Here is a 23,729-nt window from a genome sequence, read left to right on the forward strand (position 1 = left end):
ACGGTCCCATGTTTCGATATTTTCTTAAAGGTGTGAGAAAACATGATCCATTTAGAAAAAATACAGGGGCGGATTACCTTAACCCTTGATGCTTATTATATGGGAGAAGATTTAGTCGTCCTCATCTCGGGAGGGGATCGCCCCCATTTAGGAACGATTACTGCTGGTGCTAGATTAGAACCACTTCAAACGGTCCAACTTCAAACCCATAAAGAATTTTATATCACAGAAGAAATCGCAGTACAATTACGTAAAAACTTTAAAGGGAACTTTGCCATTTGCTGTGGTACCCATCTCGACAACATCACCAAAGAAGAAATCAAACAAATGACAGAATTAAGCGTGGAACTTGGAAATGAGCTAATTGAGAAACTGAAACAAGGGGACGGTTCTCGCGTTTCAGTTTTGTAAACAGTCAAAAAGATATAGTTTATTAAAAAAACGATTTGGAAATCCTGATTGGATTAGGTTTTGGTAAATGCAATCATGTACATAGGCAATCGCCATTAAATTAACACCACCTCATCATGGGACTTGCAACATCGACATTCTTTATTTTTCTGGATGCAGGAATAGGATTTGGTCCAAATCTCCTTGGACTTTTTATTCCAACGTTCAACTACAGCACCCTTTATATCAGTATAGGATGGTTGTGCTGTTCTCTTCAGGGCTGTACTATTTACTTCACGGGAAAAAAGACAAACAATTTGTTCATGTCTATCGATTTATAAACCTTTATAATATTTAAATATTCAAAACGATTGATATTTTTTAGAGATAGGGTAGTATGGTACGTAATACTACTTTTACAAGCGGAGGAAAGAAACGATGAATCATTTACCTAATTGTCCAAAATGTAATTCTGAATATACATACGAAGATGGGGTTTTGTTTATTTGCCCAGAATGTAGCTATGAGTGGGCAATCAATCAAGCCGAGGAAAACGGTGAGGACGAAAAAGTAATCAAAGATGCCAATGGAAATGTTTTAAACGATGGGGATGCTGTTACGGTCATTAAAGACCTGAAAGTAAAAGGCAGTTCTTCGGTCTTAAAACAAGGTACAAAAGTAAAAAATATTCGCCTAGTCGAAGGCGACCATGACATTGATTGTAAAATTGATGGGTTTGGACCTGTGAAACTAAAATCTGAATTTGTGAAAAAGATGTGAAAAAGATATAGATGCAATGTTAAAAGGACAGTCTCCATGAACGATGGACTGTCCTTTTTATCGTTTACATATAAACAAACTCATTATACGATATCCATTAATTTTCCAATTCCTCTAAATAGCCAAAAGATTAATCTAAAGGGTAATAAAAGCAATTCAGGTATCCACAGTAATACGTCTAAAAAACAGTCTAGAACTGTATAATCATGCCTATTCTTTTTCCTTTTTCTCGTTTTTCGCTTCTTTTTTTCAAACCATTCCATCATATGACCAATCCTTTATAATAAATTTCAGTTATTATAAAGAATTTACGTCTAAAAATGAAATATAGTTTCATTTAAAGCAAGAATAGAAACAAGGGGACGGTTCTCATGTTTCACTGCACATACTTGTTGACATGAAAGATGTTTCATCGTTCAAAATAAATTAATATTCCAAGTGACTTTTTCCATTCTTTACGCGAGAACCATTTTTCAATTACTTTTCAGTCTGTACATTTTCCTGTACAAGTGTAACTTTTTTTCCATGTGCGAAAAAGTAGTAAACAATGCTTAACAATACAATGGCAGCCATGCTTATATACATACCTCGATAGCCTAATGATGGAAGGATGGATCCTAATACAAAGGGTCCAATCCCAAGACCTAAATCAAAGGAAACAAAGAATGTTGAATTTGCTAATCCAACACGGTGAGGCGGTGCTTTTTTAATCATAATGGTTTGAACGGAAGACATGGTCGTTCCATATCCAATCCCAATTAAAGCACCCGCTAGTAAAAGGATTAAGCCATTTTGAGCTTGACTAAGGAAAAGCAAACCGACTAAAAATAAGATCAAACATGGATAAACAACCGAATTTTCTCCTTTTAAATCAAATCTTTTCCCCGTAATCGGTCTAGATGCTAATAGGAACACTGCATATACAATAAAAAAGAAACTTGCGGCTTCTGTTAAATTCACCTCATTGGCAAAAGATGAAATGAATGTAAGAACACTTGAATAGGCGAATCCCAGTACGACCATTAATATAGCCATTGAAATACCGGTAAATTCAAAGAAATCACTAAGTTTGAAACCTTTCAAGCCCTCCACTTGTTCTTTCGACAATTTTACATTTTCCACCTTTAAAATTAAGGAAAGCACCAATCCAATCACGGCAAAAATAACACACAACAGAAATGCCATGTTATAGTCAAATTGTTGAACAATCAACAGTGCAATAAACGGTCCAATTGCTGTCGCGATGGTTACACTCATAGAGAAATAACCAATTCCTTCTCCACTTCTTTCATGTGGAATTGAACTTGTCATAACGGTGGCAATGACTGTAGAAGCAACCCCTAATGCTGCGCCATGAATAAAACGGTCAACTAATAACAAAGCTAAATTGTCAATGACTAAGTAAAGAGCAGTAGATACGATAAACACAATAATAGCTGAGTAAAGCAATTTTCTTCTTCCGATAACATCCAGATACTTCCCAGCTAATGGGCGGGAACAAAGGGTTCCGATAATAAAGATACTTGATGCAAGTCCGGCCAAACTTTGGGGAGCATCGAACTTGATTACGGCATACTCAGAAAAAATAACCATAAGTAAAAAATAGTTCATACTAAGAAGTAAGTTTGTTAAACAAACCATAATGAAGTCTTTTGTCCACAACTTTGGTCGAGTCAATTTTCTAATCTCTCCTTTTATTCGCTAATTTACACATCGTATGAAATGAACGATATCGTTTTAAGACGAGTGTAATATTTATGATACAATACCAGTATTGATAAATATAATGAATGTTTTTTATGAAGGAGATAAGTAATTAGTTATGCCAACCATTACTCAATTTGAAATCTTTGTAAAGGTAATTGATGAGGGAAGCTTCACCAAGGCTGCTCAAAAGTTGCATATGTCGCAGCCAGCGGTTAGTCATGCAATTTCCTCTCTAGAAACAGAGTTAGGAGTGACTTTATTAGTTCGAGAGCGCGGTAAAGATTTAATGGTAACAGATATAGGGAAACGTGTTCTTGTCCAAGTAAGAAATCTCCTTAATAGCCTTGAAAAAATAGACGAAGAAATCTCCCTAGAAAAAGGATTGGTCAAAGGAACGATTCGAATTGCGACATTTCCTAGTGTAACGGCTCACTTTTTACCAAAGATTATTCGAACATTTCAACAAAAGCGACCGAATGTTTCCATTACGTTTAAAGAGGGTTCGCACGAGGAGATCAAAGAATGGTTGTCCATACGAGAAATTGATATTGGATTTGTTGTTTTGCCGTGCCGTGAATTAGATACGATTCCTCTAGTAAAGGATCGATATCTTGTGATGTTGCCTGATGGACATCCATTGCTACAAAATAAACAGGTACGTCTAATCGAATTGGGAAAAGAGCCGCTAATTGTATCGAATGGCGGATATGAAGCTCCGATCCTCGATCTCATGAAGAAAGAAAAAATATCGATAAATGAGAAATATCATACATCAAACCTAAATACATCTTTAGGGATGATCAAAGAAGGATTAGGGGTACTCATTCTACCTGAACTTTCATTGAAAAATCTATCCTTTCCAAAAGAAAACGTTCGACCATTAGAAACAAATCTTTATAGACATATCGCTTTAGGTTTGCCTTCATTAAAAGGAGCCTCACGTACTGTCCAAGTATTTATCGAAATCACAAAAGAACTCTTTCGTGAAACAGCGGGACGGTTCTAGCGTTTCCTAGTTGGCAATTTAATCGAACGTTAGAACTCGAACCCGTTGGATTAAGCAGGGAGTGAAACCCGAGAACCGTCCCTGCGTTTCATTATTTACCAGGATTGTCTAACGTTTATGGGAAATTCTATGATTACAGTCCATTTACATGATTTTCGATTTAGAGAGGAGAGAAGTGGATGGAATCATTATGGCTACAGTATGCTTGGACATTGTTAATTCTAATCGGGTTAGAAGGATTATTATCGGCCGACAATGCACTAGTACTAGCTGTTATCGCCAAGCATTTGCCGGATAAACAGAAAAAAAGAGCAATTAATTACGGAATTATGATGGCCTTTCTGTTCCGATTTGGTGCCCTTTTTGCCATTTCATTTATTGCTAATGTCTGGCAAATCCAGGCAATAGGCGCTGCCTATCTTCTATATCTGGGATTAAAACACGTCATACAGGCGCGTTTTGGAAAAAATAATGAGAAGATACGAAAAGACAATGAAAAGGAAGCTGCAGGTAAAGGGTTCTGGGTCACAACCGGAAAGATCGCACTAGCTGACCTAGCTTTTGCTATTGATTCGATTCTAGCTGCAGTTGCCCTGGCACTTGGATTACCAGACTCCCCACTAGGTAATTTTGGGGGTATGGACGGAGGGCAGTTTATTGTAGTTCTACTAGGAGGAATTGCAGGGCTTATTTTAATTAAATTTGCCGCAACCTGGTTTGTGCAACTTCTTGAAAAACGACCAGCTTTAGAAACAACCGCCTATGCCATTGTTGCTTGGGTAGGCGTTAAACTTGCTGTCATTACGCTAGCCCATGAAGATATTGGTGTGTTAAACCATGACTTTCCACATAGCACGACTTGGACCCTCATCTTCTATGGGGTATTAGTCGGTATCGTGCTCATTGGATGGTTTGCACCGGGTAATAAATCCATTCATAAAAATCCGATCATGTAATAAACTGTTTTTTATCGTATTCTATGGTTGACGCAAAAATATAGCAACAATGGACTGTGTTTTAGCAGTCCATTGTTGTGTGTTAAAAGAGCAAATCTGTTTTGTGAGATCTAATTTATTCATTCTATAAACTTATAAATAATTAATAAAGCGTGAGGAAAATATATAAATGTACATAAACCATGTTTTTAGGAGGATATCATCAAAAATAAAAAATTGATAACGGGGATTTTAATGCTGCTATTCGTGCTAATGTTAGCCGCATGGACAAACGGTACTAATCAAAATAGTCTCAATATAAATACAAATGGACGACATGCATTCTAGTTCTGCACATGTCCCTAAAGAGTTAAAAGATGCAAAAAATCCTACTTATAAAGTGGGAAGTCAAGTAATTGTTAAAGCGCACCACATGAAGGGGATGTATGGTGCAAAAGCAACCGTTGTTGGTGCTTATGATACAACAGCATATGTTGTTACCTCCAAACCGACTTCTGGGGGACCAATCGTTAAAAATCATAAGTGGGTGATCCAAGAAGAAATTAAAAATGCGGGTAATAAAACGCTCCAACCTGGAACGGAAGTTACTCTAGAAGCCAACCACATGGAAGGTATGATGGGTGCAAAAGCAATCATTGATTCAGCAGTACAAACATCGGTTTATATGATTGATTACATTCCGACTACTGGTGGTCCGATCGTTAAAAATCATAAGTGGGTTATAGAGAGTGAACTTTCGGCTCAGTAATAAATACCAAATTAGCACTAAGTTTATAATGAACGTCTCATAAAGTAAACCCTATATAAACGGATGACTTTACAGGATAATTTAAGAAAACGTATGGGCAAAATAAAGAAGATTGAATGGACGTAACTTATTAACATTTGTTATGTCCTTTTATCTCTCTACATTTATTAATTAGTCCTTTAAGCATATGGCTGAGTGTTTTTGAGCTTGAATCCTTCATTTTTACAAGAAAAAGCTTAATAGAATCTCACGTACAGGCAATTTTTAGGCATTTTGTCGAAATATCGTATATAATGATAGCAATCTTTTAATAGAAAATGATTGTTACGAAAGAAGGGACCTAGGTGGGAAAGTTGTCTAGATCAAAAGCGATGTGGGGAATTGCTTTTGTTGTATTAACATGGGGGTTAGTTTGGCCGATCTATAAAGTTGCATTAAATTACACACCTCCATTTCTATTTGCTGGCATGCGTACATTGCTTGGTGGGGTGCTGTTGAGTCTAATTCTTCTGCCGAAATGGAAGGAAATCCAATGGAGGAAAACATGGCCGATTTATGTAATTGCTGCTTTCTTCAATATTTTGATTTTTAATGGGGTGCAGACGTACGGATTACAATTTTTGCCTTCCGGTTTGTTTTCAGTCATTGTCTACTTACAGCCTGTGTTAGTCGTTTTATTGGCATGGCTTTGGCTAAAAGAATCATTGACTCTTGTGAAAATCGTAGGAATGATCATTGGTTTTCTAGGAGTTGTAGCGGTCAGCTTTGATGGATTATCTGGGCACGTTTCCTTTTATGGGATCCTATTAGCTTTTATCACAGGTTTAGGATGGGCAATTGGAACGGTTTATGTGAAAAAGACAAGCCGTTTGGTCAATGGATTATGGCTTGTTGCGATCCAAAACATCATCGGCGGACTCGTTTTAAGTGGGATTGGGCTTAGCGTAGAGAATGTGGCTGATATTCAATGGAATCTAACATTTATATCTATTCTTTTATTTGGAGCCGTGTTAGGAGTGACAGGAGCTACAGCCGTATATAATAAACTCATGCGTTCTGGTGAATCCAGTAAAGTCAGTTCCTTTACATTCCTGGTACCGTTGATCGCTGTATTACTTGGAACGATTTTCTTAAATGAACCATTTACACTATCTCTATTCGTTGGATTAGTGTTGATTTTACTTAGCATATATATGATTAATCGTAAAGATACCTCTAAAATAGAGAAAACGAAAGACTTTGAAATGCTCCAGCGAGAATCTGTTTAATGAAATAACCGTAAATCTACCAATTTGATGATTTACGGTTATTTTTTTAAATACGATAATCAAGTTTTGATGTTTCTATTAAAAACAAAAGCAGGCGATATCCTATGCATATAGGTTCTGCCTGCTTTTTATTGCTGGATCATTATGAATTGATTTTGATGAAAGTTCCCTCTGAACTTTTTTATTCTTTTGAAAGAATAATCCTAAAACATGTCCCTTTTCCAAGTTCACTCTTTACTTCGATCTTTCCATTCATTCCTTTGATGATGCTATAGGAAACCATCATGCCAAGTCCGGTTCCTTTTTCTTTTGTTGTGAAATAGGGTTGACCGAGACGATTTATTTGTTCTTGTGACATTCCAAGACCTTGGTCCTGTATGTCAATTTGGATGGTATTTTGAAAACTAGATAAGTCAATATGAAGGTTACCGCCATGGGATTGCATTGATTCAATCCCATTTTTCACCATATTGATCAAACATTGTTGGAACTTTTTTCGTTCGCCCATCGTAATAAATTGATGATGTTCTGGTTTCTGTATATTTTGTGTGATCCCGACGCCGTGCATGTTTGCTAACGGAGAAATCACATTGACTGCTTGTTCAATTTCTTCTTGAATATTAATTTCTTCCTTTTTTTCAATGGTCGGCTTAGCAAACGTTAAATAATCATTGATGATGTTGGTTGCCCGATCAATTTCATTTAAAGCGATGTTGACAAATTCTCCTCGCTTTTCAGGGGAAATATCTTCAGATAATAATTGAATAAAACCTCTGCTTGTCGTGAGGGGATTTCGAACTTCATGGGAAATACTAGCTGCCAAGTGGCTAACCGTTTTTATTTTTTCTGCCTTGATCAAGTTTTGCAATAAACTAGAGTAGGTGCGAATTCCTTCCCAAAGGATTGTTACAATGATGATTCCAAAAATATTAATACTATAATATTCCACGAGATATCGCATAGGCAAAATGTCTGAATTTAAAAGCGATGCCATTGTTTGAGAGACGGTAATGCCCATAACCAATAATGTGCATGAAAGGAGAAGTTTATTCTTCAATTTCATGTTTAAATAAGGTTTAGAAAGGAAGTAGATGGAAATCCCGATGATAATAGACGCAGTCGCTGCAGCATAAAATCCGACCCCTCCCACTAAGAAACGAGTAAATAGAAGGATACTTAATTGAATCAAACCTAGTTTATAACCCCCATATAAACCACCTAAAATAAACGGAATATAGCGTAGGTCCCAAATATTATTATCAGTTGCATATACCGGAAATACCATACACAACACAAGCGAAACAATTGGGAACAAAGCGATTTTCCAATTCTGTAGTTCTTTAGCCTGGTAGACATAGGTAGCCATATAGAGGATTTGTAAGAGACAGAGAGCCAGTAATATAAATAAAAAACTGATGAGTAGATCTTTCGTGACAAAATCCATAAGAAGTCGTTTCCTTAATTTATAAATTAGATAATTTGATAATAGCAAGATTTAAATATTTATACTAGTGGTAAATGTAGAAAATATCTAGTGAAGGATTTACATAACGTCTAAACTTATAGGATTGTTTAAACCTAAAAGGATATACCAATGGATGCAATACAAACAAGAATGGATGCTTGGTTCAATAGGCAATGAACATAGTTTTAGTTTAAGTGTCTTGGAATTCTTCCCAAAAAAGGGGGTCGGTACCATCCCGCCCCCACGTATTCTATGTTTCCTAAATTTCACTGGAATAACACCTACGTTTTCACAACGTGTTTTCAATCCTCTTCAATTCAGTTTCGATATATTCTCGACTATGGTCAAAGGCAATGATAGCTAGGACTTTTCCGCTAGAATCCATTATAGGGGCAAAGCTCGATTTCCATTCTCCATATATATCTTTATATAGTGGGGTGACACCGGCTTTTCCATTCATTGCACCTAAGGCGACCTCCATAATTTCAGGGGGACCGTCATATAGGACTCCAGGTGGAATTGGAAAGCCTTCGTCGGCTGCGATAGTTAGCAATAGTTTATTATCTAGTGCTTTAAAAATATAGACCCATTCGATAATTCCTTCTTGTTCTCGTATTTTCGTTAACCTTTCTTGTACCTTTTTAAACGTAGGATGCGATGTTGAACCAGGGTGACTCACTAGTTCAGAGATGTCTTCTGGAAGGATAGTGGCTGATGTCATAATCGCCATGGAGCGTAATTGTTTATTTAAATGATCTTCTAAAATTTTTCGTTTGCTTGATGGGGAGCTGGTCTCTTGTTGGAGCTTTTCACGAATTTTTTTGTATTTCCTGCTCATCGTCGGTTGGCTAACATCTAGAACTTTTGCTGCTAGTTTAACCGATTTATATTTTTCCATTGTCATTGTAATTAATTGTTCTTCAATCATATCAACAGCTTCTTGAAGAGGCATAATGTGATGAATGACTGGTAGTTCCTTATGTATAGGCTTCTTCCATGGAATGTAAGGGTATACGAGTTTGGCGTCTACATTTAATTCTTTACTAGTCACAACAATTCGTTCAATCGTATTCTCTAATTGCCGTACATTTCCTGGCCAATCATATATGCAAAATAAATCCACGGCATCTGGTAAAATCGTAATATTTCGATGGTATAACGCATTATACTTTGCGACGAAATGATAGACAAAGTAAGGAATTTCCTCAATTCTTTCTCTTAATGAAGGAATTTCAATGGGTACTACATTTAAACGATAATATAAGTCCTCTCGAAATTTTCCCTCTTTAACCATGTTTTCTAACGACTTATTCGTTGCTGCGATAATTTGAACATCAATATGAATAGGTTGTGTGCCTCCAAGGGGAGTTACCTCTTTTTCTTGTAAAATTCGGAGTAACTTGACTTGAGAGCTCAGGGGCATTTCGGCAATTTCATCAAGAAAAATAATGCCTCCATCTGCTAATTGAAATTTTCCTAGAGAACCGTTTTTGTTGGCACCACTAAAGGCCCCACCGACATATCCGAATAATTCACTTTCCAAAAGATTTTTTGGAATGGCCCCACAGTTAACAGCAATGAATGGTTGAGTTTTTCTATTTCCTAATTGATGAATTTGTTTAGCGATCATTTCTTTTCCGACACCTGATTCTCCTAATAACAATACGGTTGTGGGAACTTTTGATACCATTTCGATGGTGCCAAGTACCTCTTTCATTTCTGGACTATGGACAACAATAGATGGATCTGGGTTCCCAACTGGGCCATCGGTTATCTCAATGGGTTCTATTAAAGGGTCGGAAATGTTTTTAAGCCCCCATACGAGTAGGTCATCATTAAGTCCCGTGACTGGAAAAACAGCTATTAATATTTGACTGCCATTCCAAGCCTTTAATGCAAGAGAACGAATCTCTCTTTTTAATAGTTGTAAAGTAGAATCGCCAAAACATGAAATTTCCTCTATTTCTGTAATCACCCTTCCAATAATCCCATCTGTGGACCAAAAGTTTTTCAGTTCTCCACTTTGGTATAAAATCATTCCGTTTTCATTGGTTACTAGGATTTCCTCATAAATAAATTGTAGACTTGATTGAAAAGCTTGCAGCAGATGGTCGTTAGATAGAATGAGCGTTTTCACCAAAATCACACTTCCTTAATTTAAAATTTTGAAAATTAGGATTATTGAATAAATTATTTCATAATTGTATGAAAATTTCAATTATGAATTAACGGGAAGTCGAAATATGTTATAAACATTTGTTTTCTGAATATTCTAATTTTGGCACGATAATTGCATTTCTATCACTATCACTTTCTTAGAAAGGAGGGATCGACTTGAACAAAGGAGATTATATCCAAGAAAATATGGAATCAAATGATCCTTTTATTAAAGAAATGTACTCAGATCTTTATAACCGAATTAAAGATTATGAAGAGAATGATTCTGTCGTTGAAAAAATTAAGTTCTCAGACACTTTCGGCTCTATCATTATTGTTGGATTGATTACGTTATTTTTAGCTTATATTGTTTTAACCTAAAGAACGAAAAAATAATGGAGGTATCGTATGAGTAAGGAAAATGCTTCAATTTCAAAGGATGTAGCGTTTGGATTTCTCCCGGCGTCAAAGAACGATCGTGTTTTTGGAATGTGGGATCTAATATTAATTCAAGTGGGGATTGGGATTTCTTGTATCGCAATTCTTACAGGGGCATATACAGGCCTAATGGTTGATGCACGGGATGGAATGGGGGCGATTCTTTTTGGGGAAGCATTTCCGATTTTATTAATTGTCCCGATTACGATTTATTTTGCCCGGTATGGTATTGATACTTTTATTGGGTTTAGAAGTTCATTCGGTTACTTAGGGGCAAAAATCTTCTATTTTGTTTTTGCGATCTTAACGCTTGGTTATACGGCTGTTGCTCTGTTTATGGCAGGGGAAGCGATTGTGAAAATATTAGGCTTTGCTAGTTTGCCAGCCTTCTTCACATCAAGCACGACTGGGGTTCCATTTTTTGCGATTCTACTATTTATCATCGCCTTCATCGTCACGTTCAAAGGTCCATTGGCGATTCGTAAATTTAATTGGATTGGGGTCCCAGCCATTGCAGTTGTATTAGTTGGCTTACTCATCATGATCGTAGTCGGGCAAGGCTTTGATAACATTCTAGCTTTAACTCCTCCCGAACCATATGAAGAGTATTCGCGCTCATTAATGACCGCCTTGGAGTTAAATGTAGGGCTAGGATTTTCATGGCTTCCATATCTTGGACAATATGCCCGCTTAGTAAAAACTGAAAAAGCAGCTTACAAAGCAACGTTTTTCAGCTACGGAATCCTACTCAATATCGCTGTTGTATTAGGAGCATTAACGACATTAGTGGTAGGTACCCAAAATCCGACAGAATGGATGATGGCGATTGCAGGACCGTGGTTAGGATTAATTGGGCTAATCTTGCTGACACTAGGGAATTTAACGGCGGCGATCTTTTTAATGTATTCTCAAGTGATTAGTTTAAAAACAATTTTTCCAAAGAAGTCTTGGCTATTCGCAATGCTAACAACCGTTCCAACGATCTTCTTCCTATTAAGCTCAACCTTCTATAATGCGTTTAATTCATTTATGACAGTGATTGCGTATATTATGTCAATTGCTGGTGGAATCGTTATTTCAGACTTCTTTTTTGTAAAAAAACAAAAGATCTCCTTATATGATCTTTATAATACGAAAGGAAGATACCAGTATTGGCATGGGATTAATCCTTCAGCCATTACAAGTCTTGTAATAGGAACAATTGTTTATTGGGGGTTATACAACCCACTGTTAGATACAGCGAGCGGACTTTTTCAATATATTTCAGCTGGGATTCCTGCTTATTTTGCATCACTTATTACTTATTATATCTCAGCAAAATATCTTTTTGCCTACAGTGTTGATAGAGAAGGGGAGAAAATAAGAGTCGAATCGGTTGAAGAAGGAATCGATACGGTCTAAATTTCAATCGTGAAAGAATATTTCATAGACGGAATATTTAGAAAATAGAAAGTAATCAAAAACGGTAAAAATCAATGTTTTAAAGTTGGCACAGTTCTTGCAATATATTCAAGTATAAAAATCAAAAGGAGGAACGATTATGTATAAATCTACTAATCTCGACCTATTTCCATATCCTTTTCACACGATCAAAGAAGGAACAAATTATCGTTATTCAAATGATATGAGAAAACTAGAAAAGGATCAATTTAACGCCATCCAAATTACACCAGAATATGAAAAGCAAATAAAGAGAAAAAGAGAAATGCTTAATGAACAGCCTGAAGTAAGGTTCCAATCCTATCCACATACGATGGAAATGCAATGGGAAGTTGCTGAAATGCTTCTTGATATGGCAGTTGAAGCTTATCCTGAATATTTCCAAGTTGAAAAGAAAGGAAATCAATGGACCTTTCATAATTTAATTTTAAATGAAACTGAATCGTTCATCTTTGGGGATGCATCGAGCATCGAGCTTGAGCCACTTGATTTAATTGGCCGTCATTTTACACCTGACTATGTCTTAATGGTTCATCGAGATGACAATCTTTATTTAGAAGTTGCACAACAATCTTATGGAGCTCTTTTTTCACCACATTGGAATAAGGGGATGTCATTTGATGAGATTCATGGCCCTGTTCCATTTGTATCACGCACAGGTGTCCCGTTAGCGCAACGAGTTCGTGATTTCTTAATTCGTAATGTGTTACCAGGTGAACCATGGACAAGGATTAATTGGAACTTGATGGCAGACCGCTGGGATGTTAACTACGAAACGTTTGATCAATGGGGACCAACACGTTCGCTAATAACTCCTGAAAATGCTGGGAAACTTGTAAGATTTCGTGTAGAAGAACAGAAATTCTATCGGATGCCAAGAAGCAATGCAATTCTATTTAACTTAAATACTCAATTCCTACCAATGGAAGATTTGGCCTTAAAGCCAGAATGGTTGGAGCAAACCTATTTTATCCTTTCAGATATTCCGAAGCCAATGGCTGATTATAAAGGGTTTACACCATTTATTGAACCAACTTTAGAATATTTGAAAAATCTGTTGGAACAAACCAAAGCGGCAAATCGATAAAAATAGGAGGGATGGAGAATGGCAACTTACAGTAGTCCGGTATTATACGATAAATCTGAAACGCTCGTAGAAGAATTTACGTTAAGAGTAGATCGGAGAAAATGCTTGATTATTTCTACCGTATCCAATGAAGATGAGTTTATTTTTCAAATCAGTGGTAGAAAAGAATTTGAATTAGTGGAAGTAAACGGTGAATTAAATCTCGATCGTATTAGCGAGATTCTAAATTGCCAAACGATGGGAACGCAGCTTTATATTTCAGCGAAATGGGACGATGCGGTACTAATTTTCACTGAGGCAGTTGAGGCTGGTTTTTCAGAAGATGAAATCCAAACGAAAATCACGGGTAAAAAGAGAAAGCATCTGTATTGCATCAAATGTTACCATCTCCAAGAAATTGAACCCGAGGTAACAGATACAACTTGTTATCATTGCCAAATTGACTTAGAAGTGGGGCCATTCTTCTCGAAAGAGCGTAAAGGCTACATTGGCTACCCTTACAATCCTGCAATGGCTTTATTAAATAAATAGATTTTGAATTTCTAAGATAGGAGTGATAACAGTGATATCATTTTTGAAAATAGATGTATATGTAGGTGAAATTATCCAAGAAACGGATTATGTAAAGCGCTTCCGCTTATATCCAGTTGAGGACGAATTACTGCCAGCCTTTACCGGTGGTTCACATATTGTCACATATGTAAAAAATGGAGACCAAATGATTGAAAGAAACTATTCTCTCGTTAGTCATCCAACGGATCGAACTCGTTATGAGATTGCGATTCGAAAGGATGAACAATCTCGTGGTGGCTCCGTCTATTGGCATGAAAACATGAAAGTCGGAGATAGGTTAGAAATCAGTTGGCCGAAAAACCATTTTCCACTCGCTTTCCATGGGGTCAAACATCACGTCTTTTATGCGGCTGGAATTGGGATTACTCCATTTTTAACGATGATGGAAGATTTATCAGCAGAAGGGAAATCATTTGAATTACACTATGCGGCGAGAACGAAAGAAGAATGTGCTTTTTACGATACCTTGAATGCGAAGTATCCGGGTAAATGCCACTTCTATTTTTCAAGATCAGAAAAACCGAATAAAATGTCACCGGTTACAATGGGGGAGCATCGGATTGGTTCACATGTGTATTTCTGTGGTCCGATTTCAATGGTCAAAGAATTCAGGGATGCTGCTGAATCTTACGGATATCCTAGTCATACGATTCACTTTGAACTGTTTGCTGCAGCTGATGATGGCCCGAGAAATTCGTTTGTTGTAAAACTAGCAAACAGTAATAAGGAGGTTGCGGTTTCGGAAGAAGAAACCTTATTAGAAGCCTTATTAAAAGCTGGGGTTTCCGCCCCGTATTCTTGTAGAGTAGGTGGCTGTGGAAGCTGTGAAGTACAGCTGGTTGAAGGTGAAGTGGATCACCGAGATCACTTCTATAAGGATGAAGAAAGAGGGAAGAAAAACGTTATTTTAACTTGTTGCTCGAGAGCAAAGGAAACCCAACAAGAGCTTGTTCTAAATCTGTAAAAACTTCATTTAATAAATTCATAAACTTAAATAATAGGAGGAATAGTCATGTCAACAACTACGGGAGTATTAGAATTGAAAATGTATATTAATGGTGAATGGAGATTTTCCAGTAATCCGGATACAAATAAAGTAATTAACCCAGCAAACGGTGAATTAATTGCGATCGCTCCAAGAGCAACTGTTGAGGAAGCGGAAGAAGCCATTGGAGCAGCGAAAGCAGCGTTTGAAAGCGGAGTTTGGTCGAAATTAAGTGCTGAAGAGCGAGCAAATTTTCTTTTGAAAATAGCCGATAAAATTGATGAAAAGCATGATGAACTAGTTGAATTGGAAGTTAAGGATAATGGAAAAATTAGGGCAGAAGCTGACGCTGATATCAGTGATGCAGCATCTTGTTTCCGTTATTATGCCGGGCTGATTCGTACTCCTGATGGAGAAACGTATCATGTTGGCGAACCTGTTCAAGCGATGGTGGTTCGGGAGCCTGTAGGGGTTACAGGTCTGATTGTTCCTTGGAATTTCCCATTCCTCATGAGTGTTTGGAAATTTGCTCCAGCATTAGCGGCTGGGAATACAATTGTCTACAAACCTGCTGAAGTCACACCGGTAACAGCGATGAAATTAATTGAAATCATTGAAGAAGTGGGCGTTCCAAAAGGCGTCGTAAATTTAGTGTTAGGAAAGGGCTCTGTTGTTGGGGATGTGATTGCCTCAAGTAATGATGTGGATATGGTTTCATTTACTGGAAGCACAGAAGTGGGAAGAAGCATCATGCGTAGTGCTGCTGGCAATTTGAAGAAAATTTCTCTCGAACTTGGCGGAAAGTCACCAAATATTATCTTTGCAGATGCGGATTTTGATGCGGCTGTTGATCATGCATTATTGGGTATATTCTATGGATCCGGTCAAGTATGTTCTGCCGGAAGCCGTATCATTGTGGAGGAAAGCATTTATGACCAATTCGTTACAGAGTTTGTCAGACGTGCCAAAAATATTCAAGTCGGACCAGGTTTAGAAGAGGGTTCCGAAATGGGGGCAATTGTTAGCGAAGCGCAGCTAAATACAATTCTTGAATATATTGAAATCGGAAAAAACGAAGGCGCTACACTTGCTTGCGGTGGAAATCGTATAACTGAAAACGGGTTAGACAAAGGGTTCTTTATTGAACCAACTGCATTCACAGATGTTACTCCTGATATGCGGATTGTTCAGGAAGAAATTTTCGGTCCAGTTGCCGTTATTCAAAAGTTCAAAGACGAGGCAGAGGCTATTAAACTAGCAAATGATACGGTCTATGGTCTTGCCGGTGGTGTATTTACATCAGATGGGGCAAAAGCATTGCGCGTCATTAAAGAAGTACGTGCGGGCATCACGTGGATCAATACGTTTGGTCCAACTTATAACGAAGCTCCATGGCATGGCTACAAACAGAGCGGAATCGGTTCAAGTCTTGGAACCTACGGCTTAGATGAATTCCAAGAAGTCAAACAAATTAACATCAACATGGTTGTTGAGCCAACAGGCTGGTTTTCAGATGATAAATAAGTGAAATGAGGGGGGAGCTCCTCCTTCCCCCTTATTTTTCAAAAAAGGAATGAACACAGGATCGATTCAAGTGCTCCTTCGTTTTTGGGTAAAATGGTCCATCTGGTGTTCTTGTATTTTATACAGAACCTTAAAAGGTGAATGACTAGAAATGGGGCTGTTATTGATTTCCCTTCTTTTCCTAACAAAACGTAGGAACCTGCTCTTTGTTTCAAGATTTTAAAATAATGACTTCACAGAAGAAAGGAAGATTAGCATGAGATATGCAAACGTTCAAACAAATTTACCAGGACAAAAATCAAATGAGTTGGTACAAAGAAGAAAAAATATTGTGCCAAAGGGAGTCAGTAATGGTGTTCCCACTTTTGCAGAAAGTGCTGATGGAGCGCTAATTACGGATGTAGATGGAAATACGTTTATTGATTTTGTGGGTGCGATAGGTGTGATTAATGTAGGGCATGGTCATCCAAGAGTCAAGCAAGCATTACATGATCAAATTGAACAATTTATTCATACAGGCTTTAATGTCATGATGTATGAATCCTATATTGAGTTGGCAGAAAGACTTGCACAGCTTGCTCCGGGAAGTCATGAAAAGAAAGTTCTTCTTCAAAACAGTGGTGCTGAAGCGGTGGAAAATGCAGTAAAGATCGCTCGTAAGTACACAAAAAGGCAAGGAATTATCTCTTTTTCTAGAGGTTTCCATGGTAGAACATTAATGACCATGACGATGACAAGCAAAGTGAAGCCTTATAAATTTGAATTTGGTCCATTTGCTCCTGAAGTATACAGAGCCCCATACCCATATACGTACAGACGCCCGAATGGGTTAACAGAAGAGCAGTATGAAGATCATGTACTTGAGGAGTTCCGAAATTTCTTCATCAGCGACGTTGCTCCAGAAACCATCGCGGCAGTCGTCATGGAGCCGGTACAAGGTGAGGGAGGATTCATTGTTCCTGGAAAACGTTTTGTACTGGGAGTCTACGAACTCTGTAAAGAATATGGAATCTTGTTTGTAGCAGATGAAATTCAAACAGGGTTTGCCCGTACAGGTCGACATTTTGCTATTGAACACTTTGACGTGATTCCAGATTTAATTACTGTGTCAAAATCAATGGGAGCTGGCGTTCCGATTAGTGGCGTGATCGGTCGAAAAGAAATCATGGATGGGGCTGATCCTGGAGAGCTTGGTGGTACATATAGTGGAAGCCCATTAGGATGTCAAGCTGCATTGGCTGTTTTAGATATTATTGAAGAAGAGGAATTGAACAAGCGGGCTGAAGAAATCGGAAAAACAGTTATGGATAAGTTTCAACAGTTATCAGATCAATTTGACTGCATTGGCGATGCTAGAGGACTTGGTGCCATGTGTGCCATTGAAATTGTAAAGGATCGCCAAACAAAAGAACCCGCAAAAGAATTAACAAACCAAATTATCAAGGAAGCGAATCAACGAGGATTATTACTGATGAGTGCAGGGGTATACGGAAATGTCATCCGACTTTTAATGCCAATTGTGATTCCAGACGATCAGTTGGAAGAAGGATTATCTATTTTAGAAGAATCCATCAAGGCAACGATGATCACAGCTAATGATACAAGCTTAGTATAAAGAGGATAGGAGAGATAAAATGAGTACACAATTCATGCAGATTAATGGCGAGAGCGTAAATAGTGAAAACAACGAATTCATCGAGGTGACAAATCCTGCCACCAATGAAGTAATAGCAAAAGTTCCTAATGGAAATAAAACGGAAGCAATAAAAGCGGTTGATGCAGCTTATGCTGCGTATAAGGACTGGTCTGCTAAAACTGCAGGTGAACGCAGTCAATTGCTGATGAAATGGTTTCAATTAATCGAGGAAAATAAAGAAGAACTGGCGATTACAATGACAAAAGAACAAGGAAAGCCATATAAAGAAGCACTAGGTGAAATAAACTATGCAAATAGCTTCATTTCGTGGTACGCAGAAGAGGGAAAACGAGTATATGGAGAAACCATTCCATCCTCTCATCGGAATAAACGACTACTTGTGCAAAAACAACCGGTTGGAGTGATTGCCGCTATAACTCCATGGAATTTTCCTGCTGCGATGATCACGAGAAAAGTAGCTCCAGCACTTGCGGTTGGCTGTACGGCTGTTGTGAAACCAGCGACACAAACCCCTTTAACCGCTATTAGACTTGTTGAACTTGCTCATGAAGCTGGAATTCCTAAAGGTGTGTTAAATGTCGTTACGGGAAACTCTAAAGCGATCGGAGATGCATGGCTTCAAGATAGCCGCGTACGTAAGCTTACATTCACTGGTTCAACGGAAGTTGGCAAACACCTTATGAAAGGGGCAGCCGATACGGTAAAGAAGATTTCATTGGAACTTGGTGGTCATGCACCGTTTATTGTAATGGAGGATGCTGACCTAAACAAGGCAGTAGAGGGCGTTATTGCTTCTAAATTCAGAAATGCTGGTCAAACATGTATTTGTACAAACCGGATCTATGTACATGAGTCGATTGAGGCTGAATTTAATGAGAAGTTCAGTGAAGCTGTTAAACAATTAAAAGTGGCAAATGGTTTAGAAGAGGGAACAGACGTTGGACCATTAATTGATCAAAATGCAATTGATAAGGTAAAAGAGCACATTGAAGATGCCGTAGGTAAGGGTGGAACGATCCTGCTCGGAGGGAAAAAAGCGGATATTTCCAATGGATATTATTTTGAACCGACGATTATCAGTAATGTTACAGATGATATGCTTTGTATGTCTGAGGAAACATTTGGACCATTAGCCCCCGTATCTACTTTTAAAACAGAGGAGGAAGTCATTGAACGAGCGAATCATACCAATTACGGATTAGCAGCCTATGTTTTTACTGAAAACCTAGGCAAAGCGATTCGGATAAGTGAAAAACTAGAATATGGAATCATTGGCCTGAATGATGGTCTTCCATCCGTTGCCCAAGCTCCATTTGGGGGAATTAAAGAAAGTGGGTTAGGTAGAGAAGGTGGTCACTATGGCATGGATGAATATCTCGAAGTGAAATACGTGTCAATTGGTTTTTAATAAAAGTAGTTTTTAAGTTTAAAACAATTGTAGAAGTCAGATCCCCATAGGCTTCTACATGTTTTTTGGCTAATAGACTCTTTTTACGCTGACTTACATGCTAACGGTAAGGAAAAAGTGGATGTTAGACACGGAAAAAGATGATACCAGTGAGTTCTTAAGAAACCATTAAAGTGAGGGGGTATTTATATGCAAGTAACCCAAAATGGACAGGATTTACAAAAAAAAGATGAGAAATATATATGGCATGCGATGAGAGGATCGGCTCCTGTTGCAGGTAATTTAATTATAAAAGAAGCGCAAGGTGCATGGGTAACCGACATTGACGGCAATCGATATTTAGATGGGATGTCTGGTCTTTGGTGTGTAAATGCTGGATATGGAAGAAAAGAGCTGGCAGATGCAGCTTATCAACAGCTACTTGAGATGTCTTATTTTCCAATGACTCAAAGTCATACCCCTGCGATTCAATTGGCAGAAAAGCTAAATGAATGGCTTGGGGATGATTATGTACTCTTCTTTTCCAATAGTGGTTCAGAGGCAAATGAAACAGCCTTTAAAATTGCTCGACAGTACCATCAGCAAAAAGGAGAACATGGACGATATAAAATTATTTCTCGTTATCGGGCGTACCATGGCAATACGATGGGTGCTTTGGCAGCGACAGGTATGCCTGAAAGGAAATATAAATATGAACCACTTGCAACTGGATTTACCCATGTAAATCCACCTGATGTATACCGTAATCCAGAGGACGAGTATACCCTTGAAAGTGTGAACGAAGTCGATCGGGTTATGACGTGGGAATTAAGTGAAACCGTTGCAGCTATGATCATGGAACCAATTATTACAGGTGGTGGGATTTTGATGCCGCCGCAAAATTATATGAAAAAAGTCAAAGAAGTGTGTGAAAAGCATGGAGCGCTTTTGATAAGTGATGAGGTTATTTGTGGATTTGGACGTACAGGGAAACCATTTGGTTTCATGCATTATGATATACAGCCAGATATTATTACAATGGCGAAAGGAATTACGAGTGGTTATCTACCACTATCAGTTACAGCAGTAAAAAGAGAGGTTTATGAAGCATATAGTGGAACCGCACAATATGACCGCTTTCGACATGTAAATACATTCGGGGGAAGTCCGGCCGCCTGTGCCCTCGCTTTAAAAAACCTTCAAATTTTTGAAGAAGAAAAGTTAATTGATCGCTCTCGAGTCTTGGGTGAACGTATGCTAAAGGAATTGGAAGAACTGAAAGATTTACCATTTGTGGGCGATGTTCGAGGTAAAGGGCTTTTAATTGGCATTGAGTTGGTTGAGGATAAAGAAACGAAGAAACCAGAAAAAGTAGAATCTGTCAATAAAATCATTAGTGCTTGTAAGCAGAGAAATCTAATTATAGGCAAGAATGGAGACACCGTTGCAGGTTATAATAATATCCTTCAACTAGCTCCTCCTCTAAGCATTACTGAGGAAGACTTTCATTTCATCGTCAACACGTTGAAGGATAGTATCCGTTCCGTTTAAAAGGGTTTGGTTAAAAGGGAAATTTGCAGGGACAAAGGGATAACAATTTGTCCCTGTTTAAACGTTATGCATAATTAGACCATTGAAATGAATGATCTTAAAGGGAAAAGCCCATGAAATGCTTGCAAAATATCCAAATTGTAGCTTACTCTCTACTAAGTATTTGACAGAATGTCTAATGAAGTAGGCATAATAAATATATATACTAGAATCATAGAAAGACATTTAATAGGAGGTATTACAATGATTATTGGAATCCCTAAAGAAATAAAAAATAACGAAAATCGCGTGGCTTTAACACCTGCAGGGGTAGTTTCATATGTTCAAGCAGGTCACAAGGTTTTAATAGAAACTGGAGCAGGTCTTGGAAGTGCTTTTACCGATGAGGAATATAAAGAAGCAGGTGCCGTAATTATTACTGAGTCTTCAGAAGTTTGGGCACAAGCTGATATGATTATGAAAGTAAAAGAACCCATTGAAAGCGAATATCAATACTTTCGTGAGGGATTAATTCTTTTCACATACTTACATCTAGCAGCTGAACCTGAATTAACGAAAGCTTTAGTTGAGAAAGGCGTTAACGCTGTTGCCTATGAAACGGTTCAAGTTGGACGTGCATTACCGTTACTAGCTCCAATGAGTGAAGTAGCTGGACGTATGGCAACGCAAGTAGGGGCACACTACTTACAAAAAACATATGGCGGTAAAGGAATTCTTCTCGGAGGTGTACCAGGAGTTGAACGTGCGAAAGTAACGATTGTTGGTGGTGGTAACGTTGGTACAAACGCAGCAAAAATGGCCATCGGTCTGGGTGCAGATGTAACCATACTTGATATTAGTGCCGATCGTCTTCGTCAACTTGATGATATCTTCGGTTTCCAAATCACTACGTTAATGTCTAACCCTTACAACATTGCGAAATGTGTAGCAGAATCTGATCTAGTTATTGGTGCGGTGTTAATCCCTGGTGCTAAAGCTCCTAAACTAGTAACAGAAGAAATGGTTAAATCCATGAAACCAGGTTCTGTAATTGTGGACCCTGCGATTGACCAAGGGGGGTCAGTAGCAACAACTTATCCAACTACTCATGATGAACCAACATTTATCCTACATGATGTAGTTCACTACGCTGTTGCTAATATGCCCGGTGCGGTTGCAAGAACTTCCACAATGGCTCTTACAAATGTAACAGTTCCATATGGCCTACAACTTGCTAACAAAGGGGTTACAAAAGCGATTACTGCAAACCCTGCATTAAAAGCTGGGTTAAATACAGCACGTGGGTATGTAACTTATGAAACAGTCGCAAAAGACCTAGGGTATGATTATGTTTCACCAGAAAAGGTTTTTGAAAAAGAACTAACAGGGATTTAAAGGGTTAAAATAAGCTAAAACATTTTTAGAGGGACTTATAGATCCCTCTATTCCTTTTTTAATTAATCCTTTAGATTCGCTTTGGCTAACTCATCTCTGTCCAAGGCCATAGGAGGCTGTTCTAACCATTTATTATTGATCATGATATTGGATCCATCCTCAGAATATAGCTGGATTTCTACCATTAATCTGCTGTACATAACACCGATATCCACTCTCGGACTTTGAGCAATCGCTGTTCCATAATATCCGATACTTAATCCAATTAAACCAGTTGTAAAAAACATCATCAATTTATCCGAAAAAGAATAGACGCTACTACTTGTAACTTCTGATGCCCAATTCGTAGGAACGGGGAGATAGCTGTCTTCTAATTTTTTTCCGAATAGTTTAATATGCTTAGTAGCAATTTCGATTCCTCTCATAAAGAATTGCTTAACTTTTTTCTCCTGAGCAACCTGACAAAAACCCATTAAAGTAGCTGCCCCTAAAGCATTTCTTTGAATGTTTGAAAATAAGTTGGATATTTCTGATGCTAATAATGGTCTTTTTTCACCAATAATATCCCATACAAAACGCTGTTTCTTTACATAATCGGTCCTTTCTAAATTCGGTAGATAAGGAGACATATTATAAAGCCCTTTTGATAAAAGTAAGTCTTTTGACATTTTAAATAATTCCATAGTTTCAATGTTACATTCCATATAGAAATCTGTTATGTCAGACCTACTTGAACCAGATAAACTTGCTGAGTAGGTGGTAAGTCCAATCATTGACATTTGGTTGATAAAGGATAATACGTAATTGTCGGAAAATAACCGAGGTGCATGTAAATCAACATCTTCTTCTATTTTAAACCCATGAGGAACAGCATTCTTTTCCTCGATGAAAATAGAAGTTAGTTTTTTTATATGTTTTTCTGATAGTTCTAGAGCATATTCGATAACAGGCTTAATTTCTTCATCCTCAGCCTTTTCTAAGAAATAGGTAAGTATACACACACTTGCGCTATCGTTTAAAAATTGTGCCCAAAGTTGGGAAATTTCCGTTGCCGTTAACCTGATCTGCTTCTCGTTATCCATAAAAAGTCCCCCGTTTGAAAAATATTGTATAGTTTACTTTCCCACTCTATTTCCATCTTATGTATGTTTATAAAATGATCCATTACTCAGAATTAACGTTTAGAGCTTTCATGAACAGCGACAAAGGGACAGACCTATGAAAACAATAAATTTC

At 37.8% G+C, this 23,729-nt stretch carries 20 protein-coding genes; 16 read left to right on the plus strand and 4 right to left on the minus strand.

Going from position 1 to position 23,729, the window contains the following annotated elements; translation table 11 throughout:
* The first annotated feature begins 42 nt into the window (after positions 1-42).
* Both Q5760_RS12130 and Q5760_RS12135 read left to right on the plus strand, forming a co-directional pair.
* Positions 43-411 (plus strand): hypothetical protein, encoded by a 369-nt coding sequence (locus Q5760_RS12130; RefSeq protein ID WP_428912411.1) that lies wholly within the window; start codon positions 43-45, stop codon positions 409-411.
* A 417-nt stretch (positions 412-828) separates the two neighbouring features.
* Positions 829-1,170: a zinc ribbon domain-containing protein YjdM gene (locus tag Q5760_RS12135; RefSeq protein WP_428912412.1), complete on the plus strand. Its 342-nt coding sequence runs from the start codon at positions 829-831 to the stop codon at positions 1,168-1,170.
* A 477-nt stretch (positions 1,171-1,647) separates the two neighbouring features.
* On the opposite strand, the gene Q5760_RS12140 is transcribed toward Q5760_RS12135, so the two are convergent.
* Positions 1,648-2,847: an MFS transporter gene (locus Q5760_RS12140; RefSeq protein ID WP_428912413.1), complete on the minus strand. Its 1,200-nt coding sequence runs from the start codon at positions 2,845-2,847 to the stop codon at positions 1,648-1,650.
* A 145-nt stretch (positions 2,848-2,992) separates the two neighbouring features.
* On the opposite strand from Q5760_RS12140, the gene Q5760_RS12145 reads away from it, so the two are divergent.
* From Q5760_RS12145 to Q5760_RS12160, 4 genes are all read left to right on the plus strand, one after another.
* Entirely contained in the window at positions 2,993-3,883 is an 891-nt protein-coding gene (locus Q5760_RS12145; RefSeq protein WP_428912414.1) for a LysR family transcriptional regulator, read from the plus strand.
* 179 nt (positions 3,884-4,062) lie between these two features.
* Complete coding sequence (locus Q5760_RS12150; RefSeq protein WP_428912415.1) at positions 4,063-4,839, plus strand: TerC family protein; 777 nt, start codon at positions 4,063-4,065, stop codon at positions 4,837-4,839.
* A 307-nt stretch (positions 4,840-5,146) separates the two neighbouring features.
* On the plus strand, positions 5,147-5,587 hold the full coding sequence (locus tag Q5760_RS12155; RefSeq protein WP_428912416.1) for a YdhK family protein: 441 nt from the start codon (positions 5,147-5,149) through the stop codon (positions 5,585-5,587).
* 344 nt (positions 5,588-5,931) lie between these two features.
* Entirely contained in the window at positions 5,932-6,855 is a 924-nt protein-coding gene (locus Q5760_RS12160) for a DMT family transporter (RefSeq protein ID WP_428912417.1), read from the plus strand.
* 181 nt (positions 6,856-7,036) lie between these two features.
* On the opposite strand, the gene Q5760_RS12165 is transcribed toward Q5760_RS12160, so the two are convergent.
* Both Q5760_RS12165 and Q5760_RS12170 read right to left on the minus strand, forming a co-directional pair.
* Complete coding sequence (locus Q5760_RS12165) at positions 7,037-8,299, minus strand: ATP-binding protein (protein ID WP_428912418.1); 1,263 nt, start codon at positions 8,297-8,299, stop codon at positions 7,037-7,039.
* A gap of 310 nt (positions 8,300-8,609) precedes the next feature.
* Positions 8,610-10,457 carry a sigma-54 interaction domain-containing protein gene (locus Q5760_RS12170; protein ID WP_428912563.1) on the minus strand — a complete coding sequence of 616 codons (1,848 nt, stop codon included), beginning with the start codon at positions 10,455-10,457 and terminating at the stop codon, positions 8,610-8,612.
* 197 nt (positions 10,458-10,654) lie between these two features.
* On the opposite strand from Q5760_RS12170, the gene Q5760_RS12175 reads away from it, so the two are divergent.
* From Q5760_RS12175 to ald, 10 genes are all read left to right on the plus strand, one after another.
* Positions 10,655-10,858 carry a hypothetical protein gene (locus Q5760_RS12175; RefSeq protein ID WP_428912419.1) on the plus strand — a complete coding sequence of 68 codons (204 nt, stop codon included), beginning with the start codon at positions 10,655-10,657 and terminating at the stop codon, positions 10,856-10,858.
* 27 nt (positions 10,859-10,885) lie between these two features.
* Positions 10,886-12,316: a purine-cytosine permease family protein gene (locus tag Q5760_RS12180; protein ID WP_428912420.1), complete on the plus strand. Its 1,431-nt coding sequence runs from the start codon at positions 10,886-10,888 to the stop codon at positions 12,314-12,316.
* A gap of 139 nt (positions 12,317-12,455) precedes the next feature.
* Positions 12,456-13,442, plus strand: a complete 987-nt coding sequence (locus tag Q5760_RS12185) for a heme-dependent oxidative N-demethylase family protein (RefSeq protein WP_428912421.1) — start codon at positions 12,456-12,458, stop codon at positions 13,440-13,442.
* Positions 13,443-13,460: 18 nt separating this feature from the next.
* Positions 13,461-13,973, plus strand: coding sequence for a hypothetical protein (locus tag Q5760_RS12190; protein WP_428912422.1), 513 nt, complete (start codon positions 13,461-13,463; stop codon positions 13,971-13,973).
* A 31-nt stretch (positions 13,974-14,004) separates the two neighbouring features.
* On the plus strand, positions 14,005-14,979 hold the full coding sequence (locus tag Q5760_RS12195; RefSeq protein WP_428912423.1) for a PDR/VanB family oxidoreductase: 975 nt from the start codon (positions 14,005-14,007) through the stop codon (positions 14,977-14,979).
* A gap of 48 nt (positions 14,980-15,027) precedes the next feature.
* Positions 15,028-16,524: an aldehyde dehydrogenase family protein gene (locus tag Q5760_RS12200; protein ID WP_428912424.1), complete on the plus strand. Its 1,497-nt coding sequence runs from the start codon at positions 15,028-15,030 to the stop codon at positions 16,522-16,524.
* A gap of 256 nt (positions 16,525-16,780) precedes the next feature.
* Positions 16,781-18,139 carry a 4-aminobutyrate--2-oxoglutarate transaminase gene (gene gabT, locus Q5760_RS12205; protein ID WP_428912425.1) on the plus strand — a complete coding sequence of 453 codons (1,359 nt, stop codon included), beginning with the start codon at positions 16,781-16,783 and terminating at the stop codon, positions 18,137-18,139.
* A gap of 34 nt (positions 18,140-18,173) precedes the next feature.
* Complete coding sequence (locus Q5760_RS12210) at positions 18,174-19,589, plus strand: NAD-dependent succinate-semialdehyde dehydrogenase (protein WP_428912564.1); 1,416 nt, start codon at positions 18,174-18,176, stop codon at positions 19,587-19,589.
* A gap of 189 nt (positions 19,590-19,778) precedes the next feature.
* Entirely contained in the window at positions 19,779-21,119 is a 1,341-nt protein-coding gene (locus tag Q5760_RS12215) for an aspartate aminotransferase family protein (protein ID WP_428912426.1), read from the plus strand.
* A gap of 243 nt (positions 21,120-21,362) precedes the next feature.
* Positions 21,363-22,493: an alanine dehydrogenase gene (gene ald, locus Q5760_RS12220; RefSeq protein ID WP_428912427.1), complete on the plus strand. Its 1,131-nt coding sequence runs from the start codon at positions 21,363-21,365 to the stop codon at positions 22,491-22,493.
* Between the two features lie 62 nt (positions 22,494-22,555).
* On the opposite strand, the gene Q5760_RS12225 is transcribed toward ald, so the two are convergent.
* The gene (locus tag Q5760_RS12225; RefSeq protein WP_428912428.1) at positions 22,556-23,575 is read right to left on the minus strand and encodes a DUF3231 family protein; all 1,020 of its coding nucleotides are present in this window, start codon (positions 23,573-23,575) and stop codon (positions 22,556-22,558) included.
* Positions 23,576-23,729 lie beyond the last annotated feature (154 nt).

Source organism: Niallia sp. Kr1 (assembly GCF_050389805.1).
In the GTDB taxonomy this organism is placed as follows: Bacteria; Bacillota; Bacilli; order Bacillales; family Cytobacillaceae; genus Bacillus_BD.

Coding starts and splice junctions, on each gene's coding strand:
- Q5760_RS12130 (WP_428912411.1), top strand. CDS start 43: ATGATCCATTTAGAAAAAATACAGGGGCGGATTACCTTAACCCTTGAT.
- Q5760_RS12135 (WP_428912412.1), top strand. CDS start 829: ATGAATCATTTACCTAATTGTCCAAAATGTAATTCTGAATATACATAC.
- Q5760_RS12145 (WP_428912414.1), top strand. CDS start 2,993: ATGCCAACCATTACTCAATTTGAAATCTTTGTAAAGGTAATTGATGAG.
- Q5760_RS12150 (WP_428912415.1), top strand. CDS start 4,063: ATGGAATCATTATGGCTACAGTATGCTTGGACATTGTTAATTCTAATC.
- Q5760_RS12155 (WP_428912416.1), top strand. CDS start 5,147: ATGGACGACATGCATTCTAGTTCTGCACATGTCCCTAAAGAGTTAAAA.
- Q5760_RS12165 (WP_428912418.1), bottom strand. CDS start 8,299: ATGGATTTTGTCACGAAAGATCTACTCATCAGTTTTTTATTTATATTA.
- Q5760_RS12180 (WP_428912420.1), top strand. CDS start 10,886: ATGAGTAAGGAAAATGCTTCAATTTCAAAGGATGTAGCGTTTGGATTT.
- Q5760_RS12185 (WP_428912421.1), top strand. CDS start 12,456: ATGTATAAATCTACTAATCTCGACCTATTTCCATATCCTTTTCACACG.
- Q5760_RS12190 (WP_428912422.1), top strand. CDS start 13,461: ATGGCAACTTACAGTAGTCCGGTATTATACGATAAATCTGAAACGCTC.
- Q5760_RS12200 (WP_428912424.1), top strand. CDS start 15,028: ATGTCAACAACTACGGGAGTATTAGAATTGAAAATGTATATTAATGGT.
- gabT (WP_428912425.1), top strand. CDS start 16,781: ATGAGATATGCAAACGTTCAAACAAATTTACCAGGACAAAAATCAAAT.
- Q5760_RS12210 (WP_428912564.1), top strand. CDS start 18,174: ATGCAGATTAATGGCGAGAGCGTAAATAGTGAAAACAACGAATTCATC.
- Q5760_RS12215 (WP_428912426.1), top strand. CDS start 19,779: ATGCAAGTAACCCAAAATGGACAGGATTTACAAAAAAAAGATGAGAAA.
- ald (WP_428912427.1), top strand. CDS start 21,363: ATGATTATTGGAATCCCTAAAGAAATAAAAAATAACGAAAATCGCGTG.
- Q5760_RS12225 (WP_428912428.1), bottom strand. CDS start 23,575: ATGGATAACGAGAAGCAGATCAGGTTAACGGCAACGGAAATTTCCCAA.